This is a genomic window from Pseudomonas artemisiae (assembly GCF_057128685.1).
On sequence record NZ_JBSKHS010000010.1, the window covers coordinates 140,247 to 156,552 of the forward strand.

Consider the following 16,306-nt stretch of genomic DNA (forward strand, 5'->3'; position numbering starts at 1 on the left):
AAGGCGCTGTCACAGAGGGCTTAATAGCAGGCGGATGCAACAGTGAACATCAAAGGCGTGATTTTCGATTCGGACGGTACCTTGGTCGACAGCGAGCGTATGGCCGCGGGCCTGTTGTGGGAAATGCTCGCAAAGCGGGACATTCAGCTGCCTCAAGAAGAAGTGCTTCAGCGTTTTCGAGGTGTGCAGTTCGCGGTGTTCACTCAGCGCCTGGCCGAGGCCTATCCCTGGCTAGAACCTGAGCCGTTTATGCGCGCCTTTCGCGAAGACAGCTTGACGCTATTCGCCCGCGGCATGCGCCCCATGCCGGGCGCCGCGGCCTTCGTCAGTGGCCTGCGCTTGCCCAAATGCGTCGCCTCCAACGGCCCGCGGGCGAAGATCGAAACCTGCCTGGGCAGCGCGGGTTTGCTGTCGTATTTCGAGGGCCGCCTGGTCAGCGCTTACGAAGTCAACGCCTGGAAGCCTGCCCCTGGGCTGATCCTGGCCGCCGCCCAGGTACTGGGGCTGCCACCTGAAGATTGCCTGTTGGTGGATGACAGCCATGCTGGGGTAGAGGCAGGCCTGGCGGCGGGCAGTTGGGTGGCAGGCTTTGGCGATGAAGACTTCAGCGCCTACGCCCACGAGCCTCGCTTCCATATCACGCCAACCTACGACCAGGTGGCGGCATTGATAGCGGCGCGCTAAGTCACCCTGGCCGCTTATCGGTCCGTGGTTGAGCGGTTCAATCCACCTTGTTGCTGTTGCGCCGCTCGTAATGGTCCAGCAAGGGCTGGGTACTTATCCCATGCACTACGATGCTCAACGCCACGACGGTCAGGGTCAGGCTGATGCAGGTTTGCGCCATGGCTTCGGACAGGCCATGTTGCAAGGCATAGCACAGGTAGTAGAGCGAGCCGATCCCGCGAATGCCGAACCAGCCCAACAGCAAACGCTGATGTTGGCTGAGCAGGGAGCGGCCGCCCCCAAGGAGCCATACGGCCAAGGGACGGATCACGCAGAACAGCACCAGGCCGATACCGACACCTCGCCAGTCCCAGTGGCCCCAAAGCATGGCCCCGACCAGGGTAATCAACAGCACCTCCATGGACCGCTCCACCAGGCTACCGAACACCATCATGTCGCTCATCATGACGCCCGCGGCCACTTGCGGGGCCTCTAACTCATCCACGGCACCGGCCAGCGCTTCCTCCGGTGGCAAATCCCGATGGCCCAAACGCGGTTGTGTCAGGTGTTCGGAAGGCACCTCCGAGCCAGTGGATTTCAACTCGGCCTGCCGTAGCCCTAAGCCTGCGGCGAATACCGCCAGGAAGCCGTAGCCACCTATGGTGGTCGCTATGGCGTAGGCCAGGGCGATCAGCGCCAGGGCCAGAAAGTCATTGGGCGACAGGGTGCTGTCCTGATGTCGCACCCGTAAAAAGATCATCAGCTTACCGATGAGCCGCCCGAGGCCATAGCCGGTCAATAACCCAGCACTCACGCCCCAGAGTATGTCCTTGACCAGCCAATGGCTCACCCACTGGCTATCCAGGCCCCCTTGCTCGATCAGCAACAAACCAAATATCACGAAAGGGAAGGCCGTACCATCATTAAGCCCAGCTTCGCCTGACAACCCAAAGCGCACCCGGTCGAAATCCTGGGCGCTGTTGACCTGTACCATATTGGCCAGTACTGGATCGGTAGGGGCAAGCATAGCGCCGATCAGCAGTGAGGGGCCCCAATCCAGGTGCAGGGCAAAATGCGTCAGCACCGCCACGCCAATGATCGATGCAATCATTACCGGCCCGGCCAGCAGGTAGGCGCAACGCCAGGCGCTGCGGCCAAAGGTCAAGCGTAACTTGATGCCAGTGCCGAATAAGGAAAACAGCACTGCCGCCTCGGTCAAACGCTCAAGCCAATGGGAGGAGGCCTGAATGTCCAGATCCACCAACGCCAGGCCGGCCGGGCCTATACCCAGCCCCAAGGCCAGGCAAACCGCGGAAGTGGTGACGGGTAGCCACCGCAGGTAAGCGGAGGCCAGGGCCAGCAACAGCAGGATGGCCCCAAATATTGAAATACCAGTTAAAAAATTCATCGGTGCTCAATCGTAACGACAGGTAGCTTTGTGACTGCACCGAGCACTGTTAGTTGGTCTGGATTGCAGCCTCCAAGGCCAGGAGGGCTTTTTTACGCTCCACACCCCAGCGGTAACCGGATAACCCACCATCACTGCGCACCACCCGATGGCACGGAATAGCCACCGCGAGGTTGTTGGCCGCGCAGGCCCTGGCCACGGCACGCACCGCAGAAGGCATGCCAATGCGCTCGGCCAGTTGGGCATAGCTCAGGGTTTGCCCCGGCTCGATGGTTTGCAAGGCTCGCCATACCCGCTCTTGAAACAGCGTGCCCTGCAGATCCAGAGGTAACCCTATGCCAAGCCCCGGTTCTTCGATAAACCCGACCACCTGAGCCACCAAGGCCTCGAAGGTGGGATCGGCGCCGATCAGTCTCGCTTCAGGAAAGCGGTCCTGAAACTGCTCGAGCAGCGCTTGTGGCTCATCCCCCAACACAATGGCGCACAGGCCACGCGGGCTTTGCGCCACCAACAGCGCGCCCAGCCGGCACTGGCCCAGTGCAAAGTGTATATCTGTACCCTTGCCGCCCTTGCGCCAGGCGCTAGGGGTCATGCCCAGGCGGCTGGGCGCGCTTTCGTAAAAACGCCCGTGAGAGTTGAAACCCGCGGCATAAATGGCCTCGGTCACGTTGGTGGCGCCCTGTAGCACTGCCTGGGCACGCTGGGCCCGTGCTGCGATGGCGTAGGCCTTGGGCGAGAGCCCGGTCACCGCTTTGAACACCCGCTGAAAATGCCCGGGGCTTAGCCCGGCACCCTCGGCCAGTACCGCCAGGGAAACTGCCTCGGTGCTGGTTTCCAGGTGACGGCAGGCTTGGGTCACCACGTGTAAATGGCGCGCTCGGTGAGGGGTGAGCAGGGCAAGGGTGGTCATCGTTGAAGACTCATGGCAGGGTTGCTCCGACCCTTGGATAATGCCCGGCTTGCGCAGGCCCGGCACTCCGTTTCTTGCGATTGGGCGTTAGATAAGTGTGTTCCGGCGCGGCTGCGTATAGAATTAGCGCTTTCGATGCCGGCTCGAGGGTGGCTTAGCCCGGCTGGTACTGCGCACATTACACATAGGCAGGTCTGATATTGGAACAGCTTAAACGCCTTGCGACAGGAATAGCAGGCCTGGATGCGCTGCTCAAGGGAGGATTGGTGGCAGGGGCTTCCTACATTGTGCAGGGGCGGCCCGGCTCGGGGAAGACCATCCTGGCCAACCAACTGAGCTTTAATCACGCGCGCAACGGCGGCAAGGTGCTGGTAGCTACCTTGCTATCGGAGTCCCATGAGCGGTTGTTTCAGTACCTGTCCACGTTAAGCTTTTTCGATTCGGCATATATTGGCGCGCAAATCCAGTTCGTGAGTGCCTTTGATACTTTGCAAAATGAAGGCCTGGAAGAAGTAGTCAAGCTGCTGCGCCGCGAAATTGGTCGGCAAAAGGCCACTGTAATGGTGGTCGACGGTCTGCTCAATGCCCGCAATAAAGCCGACTCTCAGATCGATACGAAGAAATTCATTTCCGAACTGCAAGGCCATGCTGCCTTTGCCGGTTGCACCGTGCTGTTTCTGACCAGCTCTCGGCTGGATGATGGCAGCCCGGAACACACCATGGTCGACGGCGTGATCGAAATCGGTGAAGAAGCCATAGGCGCGCGCTCGGTTCGCCGTATTCAGTTGCGAAAAACCCGTGGCAGCGGCGCATTGTCGGGCCTGCATGACTGCGAAATCACCGAAGATGGGCTAGCGGTGTACCCGCGTCTCGAAAGTCTGTACAGCCATCCGTCCCGTCTAGACTCTGCCGACACCCTCAAAGTCAGCAGTGGCGTACCCAGCCTGGACGCTTTGATCGGCGGTGGCCTGGCCTGTGCCTCTGCCACTTTGGTCATAGGGCCGTCGGGGGTGGGTAAAACGTCGCTTGGGCTGCAATTTCTTGCCCAAGGCACACCGCAGGCACCTGCGCTGCACTTCGGCTTTTATGAAAGCCCTCAACGGCTGGTACTCAAAGCCGCGGCGCTGGGGATCGATTTGAGCGCCATGGAGCGCAGTGGTGCCCTGCATATGTGCTGGCAGCCCACTACCGAGGGGCTCCTTGATGGCCTGGGCGCGAAGTTACTGAAGACAGTGGATACCCACGGTATCAAGCGCCTGCTAATCGACAGCCTTGGCGGCATGACCCGGGTGTCGACTAACCCCAGCCGCTTGGGTGATTTTTTCAGTACCCTCACCGGTGAGCTAAGGGCTCGTGGCGTGACCGTACTGCTGACCAGCGAGACCCAACGGTTGATCGGCATGGAAATCAAAGCGCCCATGCCCGATATGTCCAGCGTGGTGGACAACATCTTCGTCATGCGTTTCGTTGAAGATGCGGCTGAACTAAAGCGAATGATGACGATTCTTAAAGTCAGGGACAGCGTGTATGACCCCTCTCTCCTGGAGGTTGTGATTGACGCACAGGGACTGGGCTTAAAGAAAGCCCGCATACACGCAGGGGCCGTGCTGACGGGCCAGGTCCCGTCCATAAGCCACTGACGTTGATTGGACCGATTAGACAATGACGACCATCCTCATAGTCGACGACGAGTATTTGATCGCCGATATCCTAGGATTTGCCTTGGAGGACGAGGGGTACATGGTGGTCAAGGCGGGCAATGGTCGCAAGGCACTAGAGGTGCTTGACCGCGAATACCCAAGCCTGGTGATCACTGACTTTATGATGCCGGTGATGGACGGCCTTGAATTTGCCCGTGCGGTACGCGAGCGGTCGGCCTTCGCCGACTTGCCTCTGTTTTTAATGAGTGGCGCCCAAGGCAGCATTGGCCGAGCCAGCCCGGAGCTGTTCGCGGCGGTGTTCGACAAGCCTTTTGATATCGATCAGGTGATTGAAAAGGTCATTGCTTTCATCGGGCGCCCCGTGGACTGATGAAAGGAGCGCTACATGCCCCATGATGGCAACTTGCTAGGCGCCGCGGTGGTGTTTTTGCTCGCCGCCGTGCTAGCCGTGCCTTTGGCCAAGCGCCTGCAATTAGGTGCTGTGCTGGGTTACCTCTTGGCCGGCGTGGCCATTGGCCCGGCCGTGCTTGGGGTGGTAGGGAACAGCCAGAGCCTTAATCACTTATCTGAACTGGGCGTGGTACTGCTGCTGTTCATCATTGGCCTGGAGCTTTCCCCCAAGCGCCTATGGCTGATGCGCAAGGCGGTGTTTGGCGTTGGCCTGGCTCAGGTGGTCTGCACAGCGTGCGTGATTGGCGCTGTGGCCATGTTCGCTTTCGGCCAGTCCTTCAACGCTGCCTTGGTGCTGGGCCTGGGGCTGGCGTTGTCATCCACCGCCTTTGGCTTGCAAAGCCTGGCCGAACGCCATGAGCTGCATAGCCCCCATGGGCGCCTGGCGTTCGCCATCCTGTTGTTCCAAGACATTGCCGCCATTCCCTTGATCGCCATGGTGCCATTGCTTGCCAGCGGCGGCGCCAGCCACTCCGCGCCCAGTTTGGAACACGGCCTGCAAATTCTGGGCAGTATTGCGCTGGTGGTGGTAGGCGGCCGTTACCTACTGCGCCCGGTATTTCGGGCTGTAGCCCGGACCGGTATCCAGGAAGTATCCACGGCCACCGCATTGCTCGTAGTGATAGGCACGGCTTGGTTGATGGACCAGGTAGGGGTGTCCATGGCCCTGGGCGCCTTTTTGGCGGGCCTGCTATTGGCGGATTCCGAATACCGCCATGAACTTGAAGCGCAGATCGAGCCCTTCAAGGGGCTGTTGCTTGGTTTGTTCTTTATTACCGTGGGCATGGGCGCCAACCTGAGCCTGCTGCTGGACGAACCTGCCGTGGTGGTGGGGTTGACCTTGCTGCTGCTGGGGCTGAAGTTCCCGATGCTGGCCTTGCTTGGGCGCTATGCCGGTGGGCTCAAGGGTATTTCAGCCCTTCGCCTGGGCTTGGTGTTGGCCACGGGCGGTGAGTTTGCCTTTGTGGTGTTCAAGCTTGGGCGGGACAGTGGCCTGTTTGATGAACGCCTGCATGACTTGCTGGTATTGGCCATTACCCTGTCCATGGCGGTAACGCCTCTGCTGATGCTAGCGGCGGGGCGTTTGCTGGCGCGCAAGGCGGCGCCGGTTCCGGTGCCAGATGAGTATCGAAATATCGACAGTGATGAACCTCGTGTGGTCATTGCCGGTATGGGGCGGATGGGGCAGATCGTGGCCCGTATTCTGCGCGCGCAAAAAATACCCTTTGTTGCCTTGGATACGTCCGTTGAAAGTATCGAGCTGTCCCGCAGTTTTTCCGGCCTACCGGTGTTTTATGGGGACCCACTACGGGCTGAGATTCTTCGCGCCGCCAAGGTGGAGCAGGCTGAGTACTTCGTGATCGCCACGGATGACCCTGATACCAATATCAAAACCGCGGAGCTGGTCAAACGGCTGTATCCGCACCTGAAGATCATCGCCCGCGCCCGTAACCGGCAGCATGTACACAAGCTGATCGACCTGGGCGCGGACCCTGTACGGGAAACCTATTACTCCAGCCTTGAAATGAGCCGCCGGACCTTGCTGGGGTTGGGCCTGACCGAGGCCCAGGCGCAAACCCGTATTGCCCGGTTCAAGGCCCATGACGAAAGCGTCCTGCGCACCCAGCACCGCCTTTATGACGATGATGCCAAGATCATTCAGAGCAACCAGGAGGCGCGAGCCGAACTTGCGCGCCTGTTCGAGGCTGACGAAGAACGTGAGGCGGGGGAACTGGAAGAAACCCGCTAGGCCGGCTTACAGGGACATTACCGCGTACAGACCCAAGGCCCCCAGGGCCACGCAGGCCAGTGCCAGGGCTAGCACCTCAGCCCAGGGCGCTTGGCCTCGACCTAGGTGCATGGCGTGCACGCTGCGCTGGTAGTGACGCTGCTGGCTCAATCCGATAGCCAAGGCCGCCGCCAGCGCCAAGCCCACCATCAGGTAAGCGAAGCGCCCGTGATGGGGTAGCCAGCGCAGGAATAGCAGGCTGGCGGCTACCAGAGAAACCAACGTGCGACGCCATGCCAGCCAGGTGCGCTCTGGTTGTAAACCAAGGTCCGCGTGCTGCTCGTGACTGGGCCTCATGCCGGCCGGAAAACGATAAACACCAGCAGTACTGCCGTCGCCAGGGCGCCGCCGATGGCCAGCAAGGGCACCAACCAGGGTAAGGGCAGCGGCCGCCCATGGCGCATGGCACGCTCCACGTTCAGCCAGCGCACCCCCGCGCTGGCGCTTAACACTAGCCCCAGCCCCAGTAGCAGCACCGCCAACCCTTTGCGGGCGTCGGCCGTGAACACCTGCGCGGTAAAGGCCTCTACGGCGATACCCCCGGCCATCAACGCCAGGGCCGTGCGTATCCAGGCCAGGAACGTGCGCTCATTGGCCAAGGTAAAGCGCGGGTCTGGTTCGGTACCGCCGCCTAGTAGCCTATTGCGAATGGACCGGGGCGGAGTAGGACTGGCGGGTGGGTTCATGGGCGATCCGTTGACGGGTAGGCGGGCAGTGCAACCATGCGAAGCGGCCGAGCCTCTATTTAAGCAGCTTGGCGAAATGTTGCACGGCCAGGCTATAACCATGAATGCCAAAGCCGGCAATCACCCCTACGGCCACCAGCGATACATAGGAGTGATGGCGAAAGCTTTCGCGCTTGTGCACATTGGAGATATGCACTTCCAGTACCGGCACCTCGGCCGCAATCAGCGCATCGTGCAACGCAATCGAGGTATGGGTCCATGCCGCTGGGTTGATGATGATTCCAGCCACTCTGCCACGGGCCTGGTGAATCCAGTCGATCATCTGGCCTTCGTGGTTGGTCTGCTCAAACTCCAGGTTTAAATCATGCGCTTCAGCGGTGGCCCTGCATTGGGCCTCTACGTCAGCCAGGGTGTCCTTGCCATACACCGCCGGCTCTCGGGTGCCAAGCATGTTCAGGTTAGGGCCATTGAGTACCAGCAGGGTATTTGCCATGAGCGTGATTCACTTGAGTGGCGAGGGGAGGGAAGCAGCCATGGTAATGGCCACCTCCGATCCCCGCTAGGGCTTCACGCCCCAGGCGCTACCGGCGGCAGGTAGTACTGAGCAAATCGTACGTTGTCCACGCCGTCCACCAGCTTCTTGAGTTTCTCATTGAACGCGCGGCCTACCGCGTATTGCCCGCCAGAAGTAGTACGGAACTGCGCCGTAAGGGTTATGCCGTTGAGGTCCATTTTGTCCACCCCAAACACCTGCAAAGGGCCCTGCAGATTGGTTTTGAGCAACAGGTCATCGGCAATCTGGTCCGCTGCTTGCTGGATCAGCGCCAGAGCGGTATCGATATCGCTGTCGTAGGTCACCTGGACCGAGAAGAAGGCGTTGGCGAACTGCCGAGACTGGTTGGTCACGGCTTTGATCTGGCCGAAGGGCACCGAATGCACGAAGCCTTTGCCATCACGCAGCCGCAAGGTGCGAATGGTCAGGCTTTCTACGGTACCGGCATGGCCGGAATCCAGCACCACCCAGTCGCCGATCGCAATGGTGTCTTCGATCAGGATGAACAGCCCGGTGATCACGTCCTGCACCAACTGCTGGGAGCCAAAACCGATAGCCAGGCCCACTACCCCGGCCCCGGCCAGCAGGGGCGCCACGTTGATGCCCAGATTAGCCATGGTGGTGATGGTACCGATCACCACCAATACGATTTTGGCGGCGTTGCGCAGCATCGGCAGGATGGTTTTGATTCGAGTACTGGGTTGGCGGCTGGCACGCTTGCCAATTGCAGGGGTAAGCGCTTGCTGGATGGCTGTATCGATCACTACCCATACCAGCCAGGTCACCAGCAGAATCAAACCGATGCTGCTCAAGGAGTTGCTGATGGCCCGGCCCACGCTGTTGCGCGCGGCAAACTCCAATACCGAGACGCCCCAGATACGCGCGAACAGTTCGATAAAGGCAATGGCAATGACGATCCGCGACAGCGCATGGCCCAGGCCGCGCAGCAGCTCCAGATAGGGGCGGGCGCGCTCAGGGTCGGGGTTGGCTTGGGGCTTGAGTACATGGTGCATCATGGTGCTGGCAAATACGGCGGCAATCAGCAGCACCGTACTCATCAAGGCGCGTTGCAGGGCCTGTTGGCTCTCTTCCCCAGCACCGATCAGGTGGATAGCCGACACCAGGATCATCAGCAGGATCGGGAAGTACCACACCGCCGAGAACACCCGTAGAGTCTCTTGCACGGCGCGGTGATCAAGGCGCTGGCGGTAGCCCCGGTTGCGGATCAGGTGTGCCACGGGGCGGCGCAAGCGCAAGATCAGGCTGGCAAAGGTCAGCGTGGCCACCAGGCCGCTGATCACCGCGATGCTACCGGTAAGGTTGGCCCCCAGCTGCCGGGCAATCTGTGCGCTGGTCAAGGCGTCGCCCAAGGCGGCCAGGAAGCCGATCACAAACAGCGAAGCCGGCGCATGACGGCGGATCACTCGCACCGCGGCGCGTTTGTGGCCTACGTTGAACAGGGTCACCACGCACAAGATCATGGTCGTGGAGAAAATCCCACTGCTGGTGGCATAGCCTAGGCACAGGGCCAGGGCGCGGGCATCGGAGGTGACCAGGTAGTGACGCACCAATAGGCAAAGCCCGAAGCTCAGCAACGCCGGGACCGTAAAGCGCAGCAAATAGCCCAGCACCTCGCGCAGCCGTTGGCGGCGGTGCAGGAAGCCTTTGCGCCCCACGCGGGACCACGCCAGCCGAGCCAAGGTATAGAGCGCAAGGAAGGTCACGACCCAGGTCAGGCTCAGTACCAGAAAGTCTCGCGCCAGCGTCCAGCCCGTGGTTTGCGAACGCTGTTCGAACAGCCTGCCGGCTTCCGCCGCCGCTCGGTCGGTACGCAGGCGCCAGGTATCGACCAGGTGTTCATTGATGTCGAGCTTGTCCTGTACGCCGTCCAGGCTGGAGGTAAGCGTACCCAGCAGGCCGCCTTGGACCAGCACGTCCTTTTCGGCGGGCGCGGGCTCGGCGGCAGGGGCAGGGGCAGGGGTATCAGCAAAGGTGGGGAGGGCGAACAGAAGGGTCAGCAGCAGGATGACGACACGAGGCACGGGGCACGGCTCCGGAAAAAAGATTCCCCTACTAGATCGCCTCAGGGCGGGCAAGTTCGCATGTAGGGGCAATCCGGCACGTAAACCAGCCACGGCCCTGGCAGGCCGCGGCTTATGACAGGTGTATCAGGCCGCGGCTTCCTTGGACAGGCTGGCCATGTCGATCACGAAGCGGTACTTCACATCGCTCTTGAGCATGCGGGTGTAGGCTTCGTTGATGTACTGCATGTCGATCATTTCAATGTCCGACACAATGTTGTGCTGGGCGCAGAAATCCAGCATCTCCTGGGTTTCCTGAATGCCGCCGATCAGCGAACCGGCCAGGCTACGCCGCTTGAAGATCAGGTTGAAGACCGTCGGCGAGGGGTGCGCATGTTCTGGGGCGCCCACCAGGGTCATGGTCCCGTCGCGCTTGAGCATGTTCAGGAAGGGGTCCAGATCGTGTGGGGCAGCTACGGTGTTGAGGATAAAGTCCAGGCTGTTGGCCTTGGCCTGCATCTCCTCCGGGTTGCGGGAGACGACCACTTCCTTGGCGCCCAGGCGCAGGCCGTCTTCACGCTTGCTTTCAGACGTGGTGAACAGCACCACATGTGCGCCCATGGCCGCGGCGATTTTCACGCCCATATGGCCCAGGCCGCCCAAGCCCACGATGCCGACCTTTTTGCCAGGGCCGACCTTCCAGTGGCTCAGGGGTGAGTAGGTGGTGATGCCCGCGCACAGCAGGGGCGCCACCGCTGCCAGATGTTCCTCGCCGTGGGTAATGCGCAAGGCGAAGCTTTCTTTTACCACCACGCGCTCGCTATAGCCGCCATAGGTGTTCTCGCCGCCAAACACCGGGCCGTTATAGGTGCCTGTGAAGCCGTTTTCGCAGTACTGTTCTTCACCCTCGGCACAGGAGGCGCAGGTTTGGCAGCTGTCAACCATGCAGCCAACACCCGCCAGGTCGCCTACCTTGAATTGAGTGACGCTGGCACCCACGGCGCTGACGCGGCCCACGATCTCGTGACCAGGTACTGAAGGGTAGAGGGTGTTTTGCCATTCGTTACGGGCGGTGTGAAGGTCGGAGTGGCACACACCGCAGTACAGGATTTCAATCTGGATGTCATCCGCCCCAGGCGTCCGGCGCTCGATAGCGTGAGGTTTAAGCGCGTCGGTGGCGCTTTGTGCGGCGTAGGTAAGGGTGGTGGTCATGCCTGTCTCCAATAAAAAATCGACCGAACCATGAAGGATAGTCCGCTGAAGCCGTTCATGTGATGAAACTTCATAGACGCCTGGGTTCAATCTGAATGGCCACGCGAGCGAAGCTGGCATGACCGTCCGTCGAATCGCACAGGGGGGGTGACGAATCATATTGGTTTGCGGTTGACGAAGGAGTATGGGCGCAGCAGCCCAGTACAGTACCCAAGGACTTGAACCATGCTTAACACTCCAACTTCTGCGAATGCTGGCTTACCAACAGAGCCCCGCCCTACGGTCATGGTGGTCGAGGATGAACAGATCATTCGCGAATTTGTTTGTGAAATCCTTCAGTTCGAAGGGTTTGATACTGTGGAATACGGAACCGCAGACGACGCGTGGAAAGCCTTCGGTGAAGGCGTAGATATCAAACTGCTGATTACTGATATTCGTATGCCTGGGGACATGGACGGTGCTCAATTGACCGAGCGCGTGCATACCCAGTGGCCGAAGCTGCCGATCATTGTGATGAGCGGCCACGAAACCCCTGAAACGGTCAACATTGCCAATGACGTTGCCTTCCTGCCAAAGCCTTGGACGATCGGCAAGCTCACGGATGAAGTGATGCGTGCCGTTTACCAAGAAGAGCTGAATGCGGCCCGCTAAGCAAAGCAGTGGTGACAGGGCCTCCATTAGGAGGCCAAAGTAGACTTATTGCTTCGTATCCCCAAGCCCGGTTGCCCTATGACCGCTATCGGAGGAACCGATAGGCAGCCCCTGGGTGCTCGGGCGCGAGCCTGTGCCCGCTTGCAAACAACTTATGCCGCAGGGTGCCCTCGTCATAAGCGGTTTTGTAGCGCCCGCGATTCTGCAATTCCGGTACTACGTATTCGATAAAGCTTTCATAGCTTTCAGGGGTAACCGTGCGGGTAAGGTTAAAACCGTCTAGCCCGGTTTCGTCTATCCAGCTCAACAGCCCATCTGCCACTGTCGAAGGTCCGCCGACCAGCGCGGGGTACCGGCCGCCTAAAGTGTTCTGTTGCAGATTCTTCACTCTAGGCAGGAACCGCTACGGGGTGAAATAGCATTTTCTGCTATCCATAAAACCCTGCGGTCAGTCTTGGGTCCCATTGGAAAGCCTCAGAGGTCGCCCTATGAAGATCGCCACCTTCAATATCAACGGTATTCGCGCACGCTTGCCCGCGCTGCTGGCATGGCTGGAAAAGGAAGCCCCCGATATTGTGTGCCTGCAGGAGTTGAAGGCCGCAGACGCTGCCTTGCCTCGCGCGGCCCTGGAAGACGCCGGCTACGGCGCGCTCTGGCACGGCCAAGCCAGCTGGAACGGCGTGGCCATTCTGGCCAAGGGCAGCGAGCCGCTAGAGATCCGTCGTGGCCTACCAGGCTTTGAGGAAGATACCCATAGCCGTTACCTGGAGGCCGCTGTACAGGGCATCGTTGTGGGCTGCCTGTACCTGCCCAATGGCAACCCGCAACCAGGGCCGAAGTTCGAGTACAAGCTGCGTTGGTTCGAGCACTTTATCGCCCATGCCCAGGGGCTCTACGACAGTGGCCACCCGGTGATATTGGCTGGCGACTACAACGTAGTGCCCACCGACGCCGACATCTACAACCCCAAGTCGTGGCGCAAGGACGCTTTGTTACAGCCTGAAAGCCGTGCCTGCTACCAGCGGTTGTTGGACCAAGGCTGGGCAGACGCCCTGCGGGTACAGTTCCCGGACCAGCAGGTGTACACCTTCTGGGATTACTTCCGCCAACACTGGCAGCAAGACAAAGGCCTGCGCATCGATCATCTGTTGCTCAGCCAAGGCCTCGCCCCACGCTTGGAAGCGGCAGGGGTAGACCGCTGGGTGCGTGATCAGGAGCACGCCAGTGACCATGCGCCGACCTGGGTGCGCCTCAAGCAGGGTTAAGCACACCGCCCCTGCGCCCTGGCCTTAAGCCAGGGGCGCAGGGGCTTTCACACATTTTGCGGAGCCAGACCATGAACGAACATCAAGCAGCGGGCACGGCCTACCGGCACCGGGTCAGCTACCTGTATAACGACCAACCTCAGCAACGGGAGCTTGAATACGAGCAGGCTAAACTGCCCCCAGAGGTGGCGGCGCTCAAGCTGCTGGAAATCCATTTTGGTGCTACCGAACATGCCCGGCTGGTACCCTCTGTCGACGCATCGCCCCAAGACGTAATGGACCAGGCGCAACTGATGGGTATTACCTTCATTGAGATTCAACACCGGGGGCGGGCTATCGGTGCCGCGCTGGATGAGCCTAGCAGCGCCACCCCTGAGTTTCCCCTCCATGCCCCAGGTGATGCATTGACGCTGAACGAGGGCGGCTTCGACCCGGCTCAAGACCCGTTCGATAAGCCCGAGGCCGACAAAGGTACCTAATGAAACGGCTAGGCCAACACTGCTACGCCTTTAATCTGCGCCCACATCTGGGCCCCTGGCGTAACCCCCAGTTGCGCCAGGGAATAGCGCGTCACCCGCGCCAGCAATGGCGTGCCTTGGCACTCCAGGGATAGCAGCACATCGGCACCTCCAGCGCTAGTTTGCTCGGCTGTAACCACCGCGGGCAAGCGGTTAAGAATGCTGCTATTGGCTTCGGCGTCCCTGCTCAGGCTTACATCTCGCGCCAGTACCCGTACCCGTAGCCGGCTGCCCACCGGGCGCTCTACATGGGGCACGCGCAAGGTAGACAAGCCTGGGCCAAGGCTTAGAGACAGCAGTTGCCACTGGGCATCGAAGCCCGTGACTTCACCCTCGATCACCACCCCGGCATCCAAGGCGCGGGCCAAGGGCAGGTCTAGGCGAGTGAGCAACTCGTTCAAAGGGCCGCTGGCCCGCGCGCGGCCCGCCTCCAGCCATACCAGGTGGTCAGCCAGGCGAGCGATTTCTTCGGCTGAATGGCTGACATAGATTACCGGAATCGCCAACGTGTCTCGCAGCCGTTCGAGGTACGGCAGGATCTCTCGTTTGCGTTCGTCGTCCAGGGCGGCCAGGGGTTCGTCCATCAGCAGCAGCCGCGGCGAGCGTAGCAAGGCGCGGGCGATCCCCACCCGTTGGCGCTCACCGCCCGATAATCCCTGTGGCTTGCGTTCGAGCAAATGCTCAATGCCCAGGGTGCGGCACAGCGCGGCCGCGTCCACGGTACGCTGAGCGGGGCGTAGGCGCCGTTGGCCATAGGCCAGGTTATCCCGAACGTTCAGGTGTTCGAACAGGCTTGGCTCTTGGAACACATAGCCGATAGGCCTGCGGTGAGGCGGCAAGCAACGGCCGCTGGCGCTATCCAGCCAGGTTTGCTCAGCTACCTGGATAAGCCCCGCTTGGGCTGGCTCCAACCCAGCCAGCGCACGCAGCACCGTGGTTTTGCCCGAACCGGAAGGGCCACTGATGGCGGTTATGCCCTGGCCGGGCAGGGTAAGGTCTAGGTTAAGGTCGAAGCCTGGCCGGGTGAGCTGTAGGCATAGGCGCATGGGCTGGCTCATCGCGTAGGCTCCTGGGTACCGCGGCGCTTTCGATACAGCAGCACCAATACCATGAAGGAGAACACCACCATACCCGCGGCCAAGGCGTGGGCCTGGGGGTAAGCCATGGCTTCGACATGGTCGAACAATTGGACCGACACCACACGGGTTTTTTCTGGAATATTGCCGCCGATCATCAGCACCACGCCAAACTCACCCACCGTATGGGCAAACCCCAATACGCTGGCGGTAAGCAGCCCTGGGCGGGCCAGAGGCAGGGCTATGGTGAAGAACCGGTCTAGAGGGGACGCGCCTAGGGTGGCGGCCACTTCCATGGGGCGCTCGCCCATGGCTTCGAAGGCGTTCTGTAGCGGTTGCACCACAAAGGGCAGGGAATAGATCACGGAGCCCAGTACCAGACCGGGGAAACTGAACACCAAGGTACCCAGCCCCAGGCCGGTGGTCAGTTGCCCCAGCCAACCCTGAGGGCCCATAAACACCAGCAAGTAAAACCCGATCACCGTTGGCGGCAGCACCAATGGCAGCGCCACTACCGCGCTTGCCACTGGCCGCCAGCGCGACGCGGTGCGCGCCAGCCACCAGGCCAGGGGCAGCCCCACCAGCAGCAAGATCACCGTGGTGATGGTTGCCAGTTTAAGGGTCAGCCAGATAGCGCCATAGTCACTGGTGCTGAGCATCGAGGGCGTAACCGTAGGCGCTGATGATCTGGCTCGCCTTCGGCCCGCGCAGGTAGTCCATGAAGGCCTTGGCGGCGGCGTTGTGCTCGCCCTTGCTCAGCAGTACGGCGTCTTGGCGGATAGGATCGTACAGCTCTTGCGCAACCCTCCAGGCCGAGCCTGTCGTGACCTTGCCGTCTTTAAACACCTGGCTCAAGGCCACGAAGCCCAGTTCGGCGTTGCCGCTTTGTACGAATTGAAACGCCTGGGTGATGCTCTGGCCTTGCACCAGTTTGGCCTGGGTGGCTTGGGTGAGCTTCAGGTGCTCCAGCACTTGAGTGGCGGCCAGGCCGTAGGGTGCGGTCGCCGGGTTGGCGATGGACAGGTGCTGGAAGCGATTAGCCGCAAGCACGTTGCCTTGAGCATCCACGTAATCTGCTTTGGGTGACCACAGGGCCAGGGTGCCGATGGCATAGGTGAAACGCGAGCCTTTGACGCTAGCGCCGTCGCTTTCCAGTTTGGCCGGGGTGGTAGCGTCGGCGGAGAGAAACACCTCATAAGGCGCGCCATTGCGCACCTGCGCGTACAACTGCCCGGTGGCGCCAGGAGAGGCGAGTACGTGGTGGCCGGTGTCTTGCTCGAACGCTGTGGAAATCGCCTGCAGCGGGGCGGTGAAGTTCGCGGCCACCGCCACCTGTACATCATCGGCATAGGCTTGGGCGCTGAGCAAGGCCGCAAGGGTGAACAGGGTGGCGGGCAACAGGTGAGGCAAAGGCATTGGGACTCCTGGCAGGTAGCGGTAGGC

At 60.7% G+C, this 16,306-nt stretch carries 17 protein-coding genes and 1 pseudogene; 7 read left to right on the top strand and 11 right to left on the bottom strand.

Annotation, left to right across the window (positions count from 1 at the left end):
• The first annotated feature begins 42 nt into the window (after positions 1-42).
• The gene (locus ACWKV4_RS13525; protein WP_483832593.1) at positions 43-684 is read left to right on the top strand and encodes an HAD family hydrolase; all 642 of its coding nucleotides are present in this window, start codon (positions 43-45) and stop codon (positions 682-684) included.
• 37 nt (positions 685-721) lie between these two features.
• Here ACWKV4_RS13525 and ACWKV4_RS13530 read toward each other — a convergent pair whose 3' ends face one another.
• Both ACWKV4_RS13530 and ACWKV4_RS13535 read right to left on the bottom strand, forming a co-directional pair.
• A complete protein-coding gene (locus ACWKV4_RS13530; protein WP_483832594.1) occupies positions 722-2,071 on the bottom strand; it encodes a cation:proton antiporter in 1,350 nt (449 codons plus the stop codon).
• A 49-nt stretch (positions 2,072-2,120) separates the two neighbouring features.
• A complete protein-coding gene (locus ACWKV4_RS13535) occupies positions 2,121-2,981 on the bottom strand; it encodes a methylated-DNA--[protein]-cysteine S-methyltransferase (protein WP_483832595.1) in 861 nt (286 codons plus the stop codon).
• 200 nt (positions 2,982-3,181) lie between these two features.
• Here ACWKV4_RS13535 and ACWKV4_RS13540 point away from each other — a divergent pair, with 200 nt between their 5' ends.
• From ACWKV4_RS13540 to ACWKV4_RS13550, 3 genes are read left to right on the top strand one after another with little or no spacing between them, the layout of a single operon-like run.
• Positions 3,182-4,621, top strand: a complete 1,440-nt coding sequence (locus tag ACWKV4_RS13540; protein WP_483832596.1) for an ATPase domain-containing protein — start codon at positions 3,182-3,184, stop codon at positions 4,619-4,621.
• A 22-nt stretch (positions 4,622-4,643) separates the two neighbouring features.
• Positions 4,644-5,012, top strand: a complete 369-nt coding sequence (locus ACWKV4_RS13545) for a response regulator (RefSeq protein WP_483832597.1) — start codon at positions 4,644-4,646, stop codon at positions 5,010-5,012.
• A gap of 15 nt (positions 5,013-5,027) precedes the next feature.
• Positions 5,028-6,842, top strand: coding sequence for a monovalent cation:proton antiporter-2 (CPA2) family protein (locus ACWKV4_RS13550; RefSeq protein ID WP_483832598.1), 1,815 nt, complete (start codon positions 5,028-5,030; stop codon positions 6,840-6,842).
• Positions 6,843-6,848: 6 nt separating this feature from the next.
• Here the strand turns inward: ACWKV4_RS13550 and ACWKV4_RS13555 are convergent, their stop codons facing one another.
• From ACWKV4_RS13555 to ACWKV4_RS13575, 5 genes are all read right to left on the bottom strand, one after another.
• Positions 6,849-7,178, bottom strand: coding sequence for a DUF202 domain-containing protein (locus tag ACWKV4_RS13555; RefSeq protein ID WP_483832599.1), 330 nt, complete (start codon positions 7,176-7,178; stop codon positions 6,849-6,851).
• Positions 7,175-7,567: a YidH family protein gene (locus tag ACWKV4_RS13560; RefSeq protein ID WP_483832600.1), complete on the bottom strand. Its 393-nt coding sequence runs from the start codon at positions 7,565-7,567 to the stop codon at positions 7,175-7,177. Before ACWKV4_RS13560 ends, ACWKV4_RS13555 begins: the two co-directional genes overlap by 4 nt.
• A gap of 55 nt (positions 7,568-7,622) precedes the next feature.
• Positions 7,623-8,060, bottom strand: coding sequence for a type II 3-dehydroquinate dehydratase (aroQ, locus tag ACWKV4_RS13565; RefSeq protein WP_483832601.1), 438 nt, complete (start codon positions 8,058-8,060; stop codon positions 7,623-7,625).
• Between the two features lie 74 nt (positions 8,061-8,134).
• Complete coding sequence (locus tag ACWKV4_RS13570; RefSeq protein ID WP_483832602.1) at positions 8,135-10,162, bottom strand: mechanosensitive ion channel family protein; 2,028 nt, start codon at positions 10,160-10,162, stop codon at positions 8,135-8,137.
• 126 nt (positions 10,163-10,288) lie between these two features.
• Complete coding sequence (locus ACWKV4_RS13575) at positions 10,289-11,353, bottom strand: NAD(P)-dependent alcohol dehydrogenase (RefSeq protein ID WP_483832603.1); 1,065 nt, start codon at positions 11,351-11,353, stop codon at positions 10,289-10,291.
• 225 nt (positions 11,354-11,578) lie between these two features.
• On the opposite strand from ACWKV4_RS13575, the gene ACWKV4_RS13580 reads away from it, so the two are divergent.
• Positions 11,579-12,004 (top strand): response regulator, encoded by a 426-nt coding sequence (locus ACWKV4_RS13580; protein WP_483832604.1) that lies wholly within the window; start codon positions 11,579-11,581, stop codon positions 12,002-12,004.
• 85 nt (positions 12,005-12,089) lie between these two features.
• Here ACWKV4_RS13580 and ACWKV4_RS13585 read toward each other — a convergent pair.
• Positions 12,090-12,395, bottom strand: a pseudogene (locus ACWKV4_RS13585) (N5,N10-methylene tetrahydromethanopterin reductase); the annotation flags it as partial.
• Between the two features lie 97 nt (positions 12,396-12,492).
• Here ACWKV4_RS13585 and xth point away from each other — a divergent pair.
• Together xth and ACWKV4_RS13595 are read left to right on the top strand one after the other, a co-directional pair.
• Complete coding sequence (gene xth / locus ACWKV4_RS13590) at positions 12,493-13,269, top strand: exodeoxyribonuclease III (RefSeq protein WP_483832605.1); 777 nt, start codon at positions 12,493-12,495, stop codon at positions 13,267-13,269.
• Between the two features lie 71 nt (positions 13,270-13,340).
• A complete protein-coding gene (locus ACWKV4_RS13595) occupies positions 13,341-13,748 on the top strand; it encodes a hypothetical protein (RefSeq protein ID WP_483832606.1) in 408 nt (135 codons plus the stop codon).
• 8 nt (positions 13,749-13,756) lie between these two features.
• On the opposite strand, the gene modC is transcribed toward ACWKV4_RS13595, so the two are convergent.
• From modC to modA, 3 genes are read right to left on the bottom strand one after another with little or no spacing between them, the layout of a single operon-like run.
• Positions 13,757-14,845: a molybdenum ABC transporter ATP-binding protein gene (gene modC / locus ACWKV4_RS13600; protein ID WP_483832607.1), complete on the bottom strand. Its 1,089-nt coding sequence runs from the start codon at positions 14,843-14,845 to the stop codon at positions 13,757-13,759.
• Positions 14,842-15,522, bottom strand: coding sequence for a molybdate ABC transporter permease subunit (gene modB, locus ACWKV4_RS13605; protein ID WP_483832608.1), 681 nt, complete (start codon positions 15,520-15,522; stop codon positions 14,842-14,844). Before modB ends, modC begins: the two co-directional genes overlap by 4 nt.
• Complete coding sequence (gene modA, locus ACWKV4_RS13610; RefSeq protein WP_483832609.1) at positions 15,506-16,279, bottom strand: molybdate ABC transporter substrate-binding protein; 774 nt, start codon at positions 16,277-16,279, stop codon at positions 15,506-15,508. Before modA ends, modB begins: the two co-directional genes overlap by 17 nt.
• Between the last annotated feature and the right edge of the window lie 27 nt (positions 16,280-16,306).

What these genes read in the sequence shown, in the direction of transcription:
- modB (WP_483832608.1), bottom strand. Translation starts at nt 15,522, where the DNA reads ATGCTCAGCACCAGTGACTATGGCGCTATCTGGCTGACCCTTAAACTG.
- ACWKV4_RS13555 (WP_483832599.1), bottom strand. Translation starts at nt 7,178, where the DNA reads ATGAGGCCCAGTCACGAGCAGCACGCGGACCTTGGTTTACAACCAGAG.
- xth (WP_483832605.1), top strand. Translation starts at nt 12,493, where the DNA reads ATGAAGATCGCCACCTTCAATATCAACGGTATTCGCGCACGCTTGCCC.
- aroQ (WP_483832601.1), bottom strand. Translation starts at nt 8,060, where the DNA reads ATGGCAAATACCCTGCTGGTACTCAATGGCCCTAACCTGAACATGCTT.
- ACWKV4_RS13595 (WP_483832606.1), top strand. Translation starts at nt 13,341, where the DNA reads ATGAACGAACATCAAGCAGCGGGCACGGCCTACCGGCACCGGGTCAGC.
- ACWKV4_RS13575 (WP_483832603.1), bottom strand. Translation starts at nt 11,353, where the DNA reads ATGACCACCACCCTTACCTACGCCGCACAAAGCGCCACCGACGCGCTT.
- modC (WP_483832607.1), bottom strand. Translation starts at nt 14,845, where the DNA reads ATGAGCCAGCCCATGCGCCTATGCCTACAGCTCACCCGGCCAGGCTTC.
- ACWKV4_RS13530 (WP_483832594.1), bottom strand. Translation starts at nt 2,071, where the DNA reads ATGAATTTTTTAACTGGTATTTCAATATTTGGGGCCATCCTGCTGTTG.
- ACWKV4_RS13580 (WP_483832604.1), top strand. Translation starts at nt 11,579, where the DNA reads ATGCTTAACACTCCAACTTCTGCGAATGCTGGCTTACCAACAGAGCCC.
- ACWKV4_RS13560 (WP_483832600.1), bottom strand. Translation starts at nt 7,567, where the DNA reads ATGAACCCACCCGCCAGTCCTACTCCGCCCCGGTCCATTCGCAATAGG.
- ACWKV4_RS13550 (WP_483832598.1), top strand. Translation starts at nt 5,028, where the DNA reads ATGCCCCATGATGGCAACTTGCTAGGCGCCGCGGTGGTGTTTTTGCTC.
- ACWKV4_RS13545 (WP_483832597.1), top strand. Translation starts at nt 4,644, where the DNA reads ATGACGACCATCCTCATAGTCGACGACGAGTATTTGATCGCCGATATC.
- ACWKV4_RS13535 (WP_483832595.1), bottom strand. Translation starts at nt 2,981, where the DNA reads ATGACCACCCTTGCCCTGCTCACCCCTCACCGAGCGCGCCATTTACAC.
- modA (WP_483832609.1), bottom strand. Translation starts at nt 16,279, where the DNA reads ATGCCTTTGCCTCACCTGTTGCCCGCCACCCTGTTCACCCTTGCGGCC.